Origin of the sequence: Paenibacillus sp. FSL R7-269, from assembly GCF_000517865.1 — a bacterium.
GTDB lineage: Bacteria > Bacillota > Bacilli > Paenibacillales > Paenibacillaceae > Paenibacillus_AQ.
Genome location: NZ_ASPS01000006.1, coordinates 138,085 through 146,010 on the forward strand (window position 1 = coordinate 138,085; position 7,926 = coordinate 146,010).

Below are 7,926 nucleotides of genomic sequence, written 5' to 3' on the forward strand. Positions count from 1 at the left end.
GGTCATATTGAGTACACAGCGGATTTTTCCGGACGGATTCTTATGGGGCGGTGCCATCGCTGCCAATCAGGCAGAGGGTGCCTGGGACGTAGACGGCAAAGGGCTGTCCACGGCAGACATGGCTACTTACAAGAGAAACCTGGGCAAAGGTGATTATAAAAAGCATAATGCGGTAAGCGATGCGCAGTTGAAGAAAGCCATGGAAGACAAGTCTGACCAGGATTATCCCAAAAGAAGAGGCATAGACTTCTATCACCGGTACCCTGAGGATTTGGACTACATGCAGGAAATGGGCCTCCGGACCTTGCGGCTCTCCATCGCCTGGACACGCATCTATCCAAATGGTGATGAAACAGTGCCTAATGAGGCGGGCCTGGCATTCTATGACCGGCTGTTCGATGAAATGCTGGGGCGCGGTATCGAGCCGCTGGTAACCCTGTCGCATTATGAAATGCCTATGAATCTGGTGAACCAGTACGGCGGCTGGACCTCCCGCGAGGTGGTCGATTTCTTCGTGCGCTACTGCACCACCGTCTTTGACCGTTACAAGGACAAGGTGAAGTATTGGATTACCTTCAATGAGATTGACGGGATTGTCCGCCATCCGTTCACGAACGGGGGAATTGTGCCAGACCGGTTCGGAGAAGCGGAGCAGGTGGAGCAGGCAGTCTATCAGGCGCTGCATCATCAATTTGTGGCCAGCGCGCTTGCGGTGAAGCATTGTCATGAGATGATCCCAGGCGCACAGATCGGCTGTATGCTCACAAGCCTGCTGCATTACCCGCATACCTGTAATCCGCAGGATGTGCTCGCGGCGCATAAGAATAATGAATTCAACCTGTTCTTCACCGATGTTCAGGTTCGCGGGGCTTATCCGGGATATATTCAGCGCTTCTTCAAGGATAAGGGAATAGACATTGTGAAGGCCGAAGGGGACGATCTGGTGCTACGCGATCATACCGCAGATTTCATCTCCTTCAGTTATTACAATTCCTTCGTGGCCAGTGCGGAGAGTGAAGGTCTGGAGAAGGTCAGCGGAAATACGATGGGCGGCATCAAAAATCCTTACCTCCCTCTTAGCGAATGGGGCTGGCAGATTGATCCGATCGGACTAAGGCTGACGATGAATAATCTGTACAACCGGTATCAGATTCCGCTGTATGTGGTAGAGAACGGAATAGGTGCCTACGATAAGGTAGAGGAAGACGGTGCCATTCATGACCCCTACCGGATTGAATACCTTCGCGCCCATATCGAACAGATGCATGAAGCCATCCTGGACGGGATAGAGGTTATAGGCTATACCGCCTGGGGAATCATTGACCTGATCAGCTACTCCTCCTCTGAGATGGAGAAGCGGTATGGACTGATCCATGTGGATCAGGATAATGACGGAAATGGCACACTGGAGCGCAGACGGAAGGACAGCTTTTATTGGTATAAGGATGTTATTCAGAATAATGGCCTGTAAGTTGCTTATTTCGTATTAATTTTCTATACATCTAACCCGGGGAGCCTGCTGTCAGCAGGCTTCTTCTGCGTATTGGGGCGACCGGGTCGAAATTTACAGCTTCAACCATGAGCGGGAAGAAAGTTATGTTGATGTAGGCGCTGGAACAATAGTGACTGCATTTGGTACAATAGAATGCTGTAAAAAAGGCTGTGAAACAGCATCTATTGTATTCTGTACAATGGAATGTTGAACAAAGGCCCGTTTTCACCCATAACACAAGATTCTACTGTATGAAATACAGTAGAATCTTGTATTACAGGCAGTTAAGCCTTTTCTATTGCAGGAAATACAATCACCTACTGGAATGAAAGAGTAAAAGTCGGCAACGGGTGGAATTTTGGAGCTGTAGGAGCTATAGCGTCCGCCTGAAAGCTTTCCGTAGGAAAGCTCGCTATCTACAGCAACAGCAGTCACCGGATTTCTACCGCGAACAGCGGTTTAAATCAAGAAATCTGGGGATGGGCAGCGGCCGGAAGCCCAAAACTTCTCTGGAGTCACGGCAATCCCATTCGGAGGAACTTTTGTTTGAGAACTTTTTATTTGAACTTTAGTTTGGAATATTTAGGATGTCAAATGAGCCTAGGCCTAGTATAATAGGTGCAGACGGATTCCCAGGAGGAGGTGGTTGTATGAGTGCAGGCGATATTAGCGACATTAGTGGCATTACTCCGATGTTCCAATTGAATATGAAAAGGAGAGGCTTTCATGAGCTACAACCCCGAAATCCCGAGAACCCGGTATGACACCTATGGTGACCGTGAATGGACACGGCTTACGAAGGATGGTCCAGGCGAGCTTTTGTATCAGGTGCATCTGGATATTCTTCAGCGTTACACTAAGAGTGCAGATAGCGTGCTGGAGATTGGTGCAGGTTCAGGCAGGTATACTAAGGACCTCGTGACCATGTGTTCTGAGTTGACCGTTGCTGATCTGTCGAGCCATCAGATTGAATTCAACAAGTCCAAAATGCAAGAGCTGTCCCTGGCGGACAAAATCAAGGCGTACCATGTGTTGGATATGCTAGACATGAGCGTGTTTGCAGACGCTTCATTCGACTCCGTGGTATGCATCGGCGGCGTCATCAACTATCTGCTGGACAAAGAGACGGATGGCATCCGGGAGCTGCTAAGAGTATTAAAACCGGGCGGGATACTGATTCTGGGGGCGATGAGCTTCATCGGCGCTTCCATGTATTATCTGGATGGCATCCGTTATGAGAAGGACCTGTTCGGCATTGAGGCTACCAAGTGGATCATGAACACAGGGATTCAAGATGAAGAGCATTATCCCGTTCCCAGCAAGCATTACGTCCATATGATGAGAAGCTCTGAATTAGATGCTTTATTTGCCCAGTTTCCGGTTAATATTCTGGAGAGAAGCTCCGCCGGACTATATACGCAAGCTGGAGACGCAGCCTTGGAGAATGCACGGGGTGATCAGGAATTCTGGAAGCTGATTGTCAAACATGAAATTGCGTTCACCAAATTACCCGGCACGCTAGATTGTGGAATGAATCTCATCTATGTGGTGCGCAAGTTATAAGGTAGCCGCTCAATAAGTATGACTTAGTCAAAATCCCGTCTGCCACAAACAGGCGGGACTTTTTATATCCGAAGGAACGGGGGATCACGGGAATGGGAGTATGGACTAACTCCATGAATGGAGCACCTTGGACAAGAGGTAAAATGGATCAGGCGGTGAAAGAGCTTAGACAGCGGGCGCTTATTTCGTATGTCGTCGATGTGGACAAGCTTCAGGATCTGCAGGACTTAGATCAGTATGTATTTGCCGAACGCCCGGATCTGGTCTTGTCGATTAACCAAGCGGACAAGAAAGTTCGCTATCCGGAGGAATTGCTACAGACCCTGGCGGAACTGCAGCACATCACAGCCTTGGAGTTGAATCTGTTTCATAACGTGGATCCGAGTGTACTTGGTAAGTTAGCGCGGCTGCAGTTTTTATCCATTTCGGCCAAAAAGCCGATTGACCTAAGCTTCCTCGGAGGCTTCAAGCAGCTGCAATATCTCTCGGTCCATGGACAATTTAAAGACTTAACGCCGATAGGCGATGCTTCCAGCCTGGATACCTTAATCTTGCGGACTACGATTCATGAGCTGGAATTTGTGCGCCGGTTGCCGAAGCTGTTGTGCCTCTTCATTCATGACTCCATCTTGAAAGGGTCACTGGATGCGCTTGCAGATTCTACAGTCCCCATGCTGAGTCTGGCGGCTATCCGTAACTTAACAGAAGTAGATGCCCTGGAGTCCATGAGCAACCTTACATACCTGAACTTATCCTTGCCGAAGCTTGAGGCATTGTGTGACTTTTCGAATATGCCGGGGCTCATACAGCTTGAACTCGATCAGATGAAATCCCTGGAGAATATTGACCCTTTATGGACCGCAACGCAGCTTGAAATGTTACAGCTAAGAGAGATTTCTGCAGCCGTAACCGCGAAGGAGTTAGAGCCTTTGACCGCAATGGAGCATCTGAAGCAGGTGGACTTCCAGTACCTTGATCTCAAAAAAGGAAGGATCGCCGCCTTACGTGAGTCGTTTGCCCAGGCAGGCAAGAGCCACCTGTTGTATGAGAATATCGCCGAAGCCCAGCGGATCAAGCCCATGTCGCTAGTACATTTACGCAAGCATATAGGATAAGTTCTATAAGACAGAAGATAGGAGTGAACACTGTGATTGATTTAGTACAACTCCAGAAGCGAGTGTATCAGAATAAGCTGGAGAAGGGCTTCAATGTCACCGATATTTATCAGGAATTCTGCCTGACTCACGGCGAATTATCTGAAGCCTGCGATGCTTACCGTAAAAAGAAAGACGACCTGGGCGAAGAGTTAGCGGACGTTGCCATCTACCTGATAGGACTGTCCGAGATTCTGGGGATTAACCTGGAGGAAGAGATCATGAATAAGATTGTCAAAAATGAAAACAGGGTCTACCAGAATAGTGACGGTGTGCTTATGAAGGTGAAGGAATGACATCCTTTCGGTGAACTTCGTGCATAAACACCCCCATAGTATGGAAAAACTTCTATAGTGCAGATAAACCGCATGATTAGATTTCTCAGGAGGTTAGCGCGATGACAACTCAGGACCCGAAGGAGCTTTTGAAGCTGAAACATGCTCAGGATGAGGAGAAGAGACAGTTCACTAACTTTGCCCGGGCTGTATCCGAAGACAGGGAAGTAGAAGCAGGTCAGGAATTCAGTCATGACCTGCTGCCTGATGACCAGAACCGGATGAAATCGGTGGAGAACAGACAGGACTGAGCAGGACCCTGAAGGAATAGTACAATGGATGAACCCTCAGGAAGCCTTTCATGCGTTCCTGAGGCTTTTTTTGTTTAATTAATTTTGTATACATACACAACTCTGGAGGTTCATCTATGGTTTTTATCATTTCAATTACCATCGTAGCGATTTTTGCAATATGGGGAGCAGTAGCGCCTGACCAGATGGCCAGTACCGCTAATGCCGCGTACACTTTCTCCATTCATAATTTCGGCTGGTTCTATTTGCTGGCCACTTTGTTTTTCCTGATCTTCACCTTTTATTTAGCCTTCAGCCGGTTTGGCAGCATCCGTCTGGGAGACGATGACGATGAACCGGAATATTCCACAATCTCCTGGCTGTCGATGTTATTCAGCGCAGGGATGGGGATCGGGCTTGTCTACTGGGGAGTGGCTGAACCGCTGTCCCATTATTTATCTCCGCCGGAGGGCGTAGCGGGAGGGACGACAGAAGCAGCGCGGATCTCCATGCGGTATTCTTTTTTCCACTGGGGGCTGCACCCATGGGCCATCTATGCTGTGATTGGATTGACGCTTGCTTATTTCCAGTTCCGCAAAGGGTATAAAGGCTTGATCAGCTCAGCCTTCATCCCTTTACTGGGGGAGAAGCTAGTTTCCGGCTGGCTGGGCAAGGCCATCGATATTCTGGCGGTGATTGCCACGATTTTTGGAGTAGCGACTTCGCTGGGTCTCGGGGCTCTGCAGATTAACGGAGGGCTGCACTATTTATTCGGCCTTCCGAACACTGTAGCCGCTCAAATTGCAATTATTGCTGTAGTGACCGTGCTGTTCCTCATCTCTGCTACCAGCGGTCTGGACAAGGGGATCAAAATCCTCAGCAACACCAATCTAGTCATCGCTGTTCTGCTGATGCTGTTCGTATGGATTACAGGTCCGACCTCGTTTATCTTCGAGACCTTTACCACCACATTAGGCAGCTATCTGCAAAATATCGTCAACATGAGCTTGCGATTAACGCCTTTTTCCAAGGGAACCTGGGTAGGGGCCTGGACCTTATTCTACTGGGCCTGGTGGATAGCCTGGGCACCTTTTGTCGGAACGTTCATTGCCAGGGTATCCAAGGGAAGAACCATTAAGGAATTTGTCATTTGCGTGCTGATTATACCGAGTCTGTTCGGCTTCATCTGGTTTTCGGTATTTGGCGGGACAGGCCTGCAACTGGAACTATTCGATGCTACCCAGTTGGCAGAGGCTGTAAAAGCCGATACGACGACCGCTCTATTTGTCATGCTGGAGCATCTGCCGTTAGGCACCATAGTCTCGTTTATAGCTACCATCCTGATTATGATCTTCTTCATTACTTCAGCCGATTCGGCTACCTTCGTACTAGGGATGCTGACCACAGACGGGAAGCTCAATCCCAGTGCCAGAGTGAAGTTAACCTGGGGCATTCTGCAATCCTCCATCGCTGTGGTTCTACTGATTAGCGGCGGATTAAGCGGCCTCCAGACCGCTTCCATTGCGGCAGCTTTACCTTTTGCCATCGTTCTGATCGGCATGTGCTTTTCCCTGCTGAAAGCTCTCAAGGAGGAGGATAAGGAGCGCCGTCAACGGGAAAAGCGCCAACGCCAGAAGCTGAAGCGGCTGCTGGAGGAACATGAGGCGCGTGAAATTTCTGCGGAGTAAAATGAAGAAGTAGCGGCAGCAGCCTAAAGGCGATCCATTGTGATCGTCTTTTTTCATATGCCAACTCAAAATTCCTGTTCACAGAATATATAAACGATTTTTATTTACATAATCGATTATTTATAATAGAATCATTTTCAAGGAGGAGGAAGCGGTTTCAAAGCAAAGGCTATCTTAAGAATCAACACTTGGAAAATCAGGGGTGAACACAATGAAAAACAAAAAAGAAATGGCCAAAGAAATCATTGCGCTGGTGGGCGGGGAGTCCAACATCGATTCATTGATTCATTGTGCAACAAGGCTGCGGTTTACGCTCAAAGATCAATCGGTTGCTCAAAAATCCGAATTAGGCAAGCTTCCCGGAGTACTTACTGTCGTTGAAACTGCCGGGCAATTTCAAGTGGTCGTTGGCAACACAGTAGGGGAGATCTATAAAGAGATCATGGAACAGACCTCGCTGGGGGAAGGGGAAAGCTCAGACAAAGGCTCCAGACGTTCCAAAGGTTCTTTTCTCGAAAAAGCCATTGATGTAGTATCATCTATCTTCTCGCCAATCATTGGGGTCTTAGCAGGCGCAGGTATTATCAAAGGTATTCTATTAATTCTGACCCAATTGGAATTGCTGCAAAAAACAACAGGAACCTACCAGATCTTAAACGCAGCCTCAGATAGTGTCTTTTATTTTCTGCCGGTCGTTCTGGCCATCACTGCCGCCAAAAAGTTTGGGGCCAACCAGATGGTTTCCGTCATTGTCGGCTTGTCGCTGCTCTATCCCGGGTTAGTCACCTTTATGGCTAGCGGTGAGCCCATTACCTTTCTGTCTATACCTGTATTAAGCGGGACTTACGCTTCAACGGTTATCCCGAGTATTCTTGCCGTGTGGGTTCTGTCCCATCTGGAACGCTTGTTAACCCGAATTATACCTGATGTATTGAAACTCTTACTGGTGCCCGCTATTAGTTTGAGTGTGATCGTGCCTCTGACCCTGCTGATCTTCGGTCCGTTCGGGATCTATGTGGGGAATGGCGTCTCGTCACTTTATAACAGCATGTACGAATTAAGTCCGCTGATCGCAGGCTTGTTTGTAGGTGGAGGATGGACCATTCTGGTGATGTTCGGCTTGCATAAGGTTCTGGTGCCAATCGGGCTGAATGATATTGCCACATTAGGGTCAACTACCATTTTTGCATTTGCAGCACCGGCCAACCTCGCTCAATCAGGCGCAGCGTTAGCCGTAGCGGTGAAGCTGAAGAACAAGGAAATGAAATCGGTTGCGACCACGGCGTCATTAGCAGCTTCTCTAGGGATCACCGAGCCCGCAATCTATGGCTTTAACTTAAAATACAAGCTCCCAATGATTGTCGCTGTCATTAGCGCCTGAATCCGTGAAATAACCAAAGCCGGAGCACCCCCTCCTCTTGAATTGTAGCGATTCGTGTGACAAGCAAAGAGGAGAGTGGATTT

General features: G+C 48.5%; 7 protein-coding genes. All 7 read left to right on the top strand.

What is annotated here, in order from left to right:
- The first annotated feature begins 4 nt into the window (after positions 1–4).
- The 7 genes from C162_RS02440 (at position 5) to C162_RS02470 (ending at position 7,843) form a co-directional block, all read left to right on the top strand.
- Positions 5–1,471: a glycoside hydrolase family 1 protein gene (locus C162_RS02440; protein WP_076153813.1), complete on the top strand. Its 1,467-nt coding sequence runs from the start codon at positions 5–7 to the stop codon at positions 1,469–1,471.
- Positions 1,472–2,218: 747 nt separating this feature from the next.
- Complete coding sequence (locus C162_RS02445; RefSeq protein ID WP_036690880.1) at positions 2,219–3,055, top strand: class I SAM-dependent methyltransferase; 837 nt, start codon at positions 2,219–2,221, stop codon at positions 3,053–3,055.
- Positions 3,056–3,147: 92 nt separating this feature from the next.
- Entirely contained in the window at positions 3,148–4,170 is a 1,023-nt protein-coding gene (locus C162_RS02450) for a hypothetical protein (RefSeq protein ID WP_156949518.1), read from the top strand.
- Between the two features lie 32 nt (positions 4,171–4,202).
- Positions 4,203–4,505, top strand: coding sequence for a MazG-like family protein (locus C162_RS02455; RefSeq protein WP_200869164.1), 303 nt, complete (start codon positions 4,203–4,205; stop codon positions 4,503–4,505).
- 101 nt (positions 4,506–4,606) lie between these two features.
- Entirely contained in the window at positions 4,607–4,795 is a 189-nt protein-coding gene (locus tag C162_RS02460; protein ID WP_036690882.1) for a hypothetical protein, read from the top strand.
- A 116-nt stretch (positions 4,796–4,911) separates the two neighbouring features.
- Positions 4,912–6,462 carry a glycine betaine uptake BCCT transporter gene (locus tag C162_RS02465; RefSeq protein ID WP_036690884.1) on the top strand — a complete coding sequence of 517 codons (1,551 nt, stop codon included), beginning with the start codon at positions 4,912–4,914 and terminating at the stop codon, positions 6,460–6,462.
- Between the two features lie 211 nt (positions 6,463–6,673).
- Complete coding sequence (locus C162_RS02470) at positions 6,674–7,843, top strand: PTS transporter subunit EIIC (RefSeq protein WP_036690936.1); 1,170 nt, start codon at positions 6,674–6,676, stop codon at positions 7,841–7,843.
- Positions 7,844–7,926 lie beyond the last annotated feature (83 nt).

What these genes read in the sequence shown, in the direction of transcription:
- C162_RS02450 (WP_156949518.1), top strand. Translation starts at nt 3,148, where the DNA reads ATGGGAGTATGGACTAACTCCATGAATGGAGCACCTTGGACAAGAGGT.
- C162_RS02470 (WP_036690936.1), top strand. Translation starts at nt 6,674, where the DNA reads ATGAAAAACAAAAAAGAAATGGCCAAAGAAATCATTGCGCTGGTGGGC.
- C162_RS02465 (WP_036690884.1), top strand. Translation starts at nt 4,912, where the DNA reads ATGGTTTTTATCATTTCAATTACCATCGTAGCGATTTTTGCAATATGG.
- C162_RS02460 (WP_036690882.1), top strand. Translation starts at nt 4,607, where the DNA reads ATGACAACTCAGGACCCGAAGGAGCTTTTGAAGCTGAAACATGCTCAG.
- C162_RS02445 (WP_036690880.1), top strand. Translation starts at nt 2,219, where the DNA reads ATGAGCTACAACCCCGAAATCCCGAGAACCCGGTATGACACCTATGGT.